The sequence below is a fragment of the Micromonospora deserti genome, from assembly GCF_003236335.1.
In the GTDB taxonomy this organism is placed as follows: domain Bacteria; phylum Actinomycetota; class Actinomycetes; order Mycobacteriales; family Micromonosporaceae; genus Micromonospora; species Micromonospora deserti.
Map to the genome: position 1 here is coordinate 1 of NZ_POUB01000456.1, position 2,585 is coordinate 2,585.

Consider the following 2,585-nt stretch of genomic DNA (forward strand, 5'->3'; position numbering starts at 1 on the left):
GGGCGGGGTGGGGCCTCGGCGACGGCCCGCAGTTCGGTCGGCTTCTCCTGGTTGCTGCCGACCTTCCAGCTGACCGAGCGGCCGGTGACGGTGCCGTTGGAGTCCAGGACGCGCCCGGGGAAGGACACCGATATCTCGAACGACATCAGCCGCATGAACGCCTGCTGATTCTGCGGATTCTGCTCGGCCACCTTGCCGCCGTATTTCTTCGGATCGAGCGGAAGCGTGAACCGGTAGAGATCGCCCTCGCGGACGAGCCGCACGCTTTCGCTGGAGAAATCGTCCAGCGGGGTGTTCGAGTAGCTGATCTGGGTGCCGAAGAGTTTGGCGTCCTCGTACCGTGTCTCCTCGCCCGGCGGTAGGGCCGGGATGTTCTGCCGCAGCTCGGCGAAGCCGGCCTCGACCGTCCTGTTGCCAGAGGTCAGCAGGCTCTTCTGGGCGGTCAGCAGCAGTTGCCCGTCGACCGTGTCGTCGGCCTTGACGATCAACCCCATGTTCAGTTGCATGCAGCCCGCGAGCGCCGGCAGGAGCGCGACACACACCGCGACGCGGAGTGCCCTGCCGCGGATGAGTCGCCCAATCATGGGCCCAGTGTGTGTGATCGGCGTCACTACCAGCAGTCAGCGATCAGTCACTACGAAGTCGCCGATCTTACCGGGCTGTTGTCACATTCGGCCGAGGTCGGCGGGCGACGAAGTCGATATTCTGAAGGTTTGGCTATCTCGCGGCTCGGCGGCGAGCCGTCGTGGCCTGCCTGATGTGGACGTCCGGCACCCGGCGTCGCCGCAGCCGCCCCCTCACCGGCAGCAGCCCCGTCGCCGCGGCCGGCCCCGCCGGCGGGGCCGGCCGCGGGGCCGTCGCCGGCTAGGCTCCTCGCGTGATCCCGATCGCGTGCGTGCTGCTGGTCGATCCGCAGGGGCGGCTGCTGGTGCAGCTGCGCGACGCACACGCGCCGTACCACCCGAACGTGTGGGGACTGCCGGGCGGGCACGGGGAGGCCGGGGAGACCGCCGAGCAGACCGCCGTGCGGGAGCTGTGGGAGGAGACTGGCCTGCGCCCGGCGGCCGGGTTGCGGCACCCAGGAACTGCCCGAGCTGGGGCGGGTCAAGCACTACTTCTGCGGCCCGACCCGGGCCCGGCAGGAGGACGTGGTGCTGGGCGAGGGCGCCGCCATCGTCTTCGTCCCCGGCGACCGGGTCCTCGACGGCCGCCCGTGGACCCCGGGCACCGTCGAGGTCCTCGCGCGGTTCCTCGCCTCGCCCGAGTACGGCCGCCTCGCCGTGGCCGCCGCCCGCTGACCGGGTCCCCCGGCGGGCTAGGGTCGGGTCCGGCGCCACCTGGGGCAGCCCGGGCGGTGACGTGGCAAGAAGGAGGCGGCGATGATCCGGTGGGACTGGTTCCGGGTCGCCGCCGGACGGCTACGACGCGACTGGCGGCCGGTGGCGGAGGCGACCCTGGCGGCGACCCTCGCCTGGGTGTTCGCCACCCGGCTGGTCGGGCAACCGCAGCCGTTCTTCGCGCCCGCCGCGGCGTTGATCGTCCTCGGGCAGGCCCGGGGGCAGCGGATCCGGCGGGCCGTCGAGGTGGTGCTCGGGGTCGCCGCCGGTGTGCTGGTCGCCGACCTGGTGGTGCAGGCGCTCGGCCCGCGGAGCACCGCCGCGGTGTTCACCGTCATCCTGCTCACCGTGGCGATTGCCGTCGCCATCGGGGCCACCGGCGTGTCCCTCGTGCAGGCCGCCGTCTCCGCCCTCTACCTGGTCGTGGTCTCGCCGCCGACCGGGTCGCTGGTGCCGTTCCGGTTCGTCGACGCGCTGATCGGCGGCACCGTGGCCATCGTGGTCAGCCAGCTGCTCCACGCGCGGCGCCCGCTCGCGCCGCTGGCCGGCGAGGTCCGGCGGACCTTCGACGGGCTGGCCGATTTGGTGACCGAGGTCGCCGACGCGCTCGACCCCCCGGACCCGCCGGCCGCGCTGGCGGCGCTGGACCGGGCCCGCGGGATGGACGCCGCGGTGGACCGGTTGCGTGACGGGGTGCGCGCCGCCGGCGAGGCGCTGCAGCTCAACGTCCGCCGGCGCCGGCACATCGGGCGGCTGCGCTCGGTGGACGGCTCGATCCGCCAGATCGACTACGCGGTGCGCAACGTGCGGGTCCTCGCGCGGGCCGGGGTGACGCTGAGCCGGCTGCCCGGCCCGCCGCCGCCCGACCTCGGCGGCTCGCTGCGCCAGCTCGCCGTGGCCGTCCGGGCCGCCGGTGCGGCGCTCGCCGCGGACCTCGACGGCGCGGAGGAGACCGCCGACCGGCAGGCCGAACGGGCGGAGCGGGCCGCGCTCGACGCCGTCCGGGCCGCCGGGCGGCTCTTCACCCCCGGTCAGACCCTGCCCCTGGCGATGATCGTCGGGCAGGTCCGGGCCACCGCCATCGACCTGTTGCGCGGGGTCGGCACCGACGACGATGCCGCCGTGCTCACCCGCGTCGACAAGGCCCTCGGCCTCCCCGCCGCCCATCCCGCCGACCTCCCGGCCGGCTGACTCGCCGGGCAGGTCGATCAGGCAGTTGTGGTGCCCCGCGAAAGCCGCGAACTGATC

3 protein-coding genes and 1 pseudogene are annotated in these 2,585 nt (G+C 74.0%); 3 read left to right on the top strand and 1 reads right to left on the bottom strand.

The window, feature by feature from the left end; genetic code table 11:
- On the bottom strand, window positions 1-584 hold a 584-nt coding region (locus C1I99_RS31070), incomplete at its 3' end, for an LppM family (lipo)protein (RefSeq protein WP_111137704.1).
- 344 nt (window positions 585-928) lie between these two features.
- On the opposite strand from C1I99_RS31070, the pseudogene C1I99_RS34390 reads away from it, so the two are divergent.
- The 3 genes and pseudogenes from C1I99_RS34390 to C1I99_RS31080 all read left to right on the top strand — a co-directional run.
- A pseudogene (locus C1I99_RS34390) lies at window positions 929-1,006 on the top strand (NUDIX hydrolase); the annotation flags it as partial.
- A 145-nt stretch (window positions 1,007-1,151) separates the two neighbouring features.
- Window positions 1,152-1,298: a hypothetical protein gene (locus tag C1I99_RS34395; protein WP_233512818.1), complete on the top strand. Its 147-nt coding sequence runs from the start codon at window positions 1,152-1,154 to the stop codon at window positions 1,296-1,298.
- Window positions 1,299-1,379: 81 nt separating this feature from the next.
- The gene (locus C1I99_RS31080) at window positions 1,380-2,528 is read left to right on the top strand and encodes an FUSC family protein (RefSeq protein WP_111137703.1); all 1,149 of its coding nucleotides are present in this window, start codon (window positions 1,380-1,382) and stop codon (window positions 2,526-2,528) included.
- Window positions 2,529-2,585 lie beyond the last annotated feature (57 nt).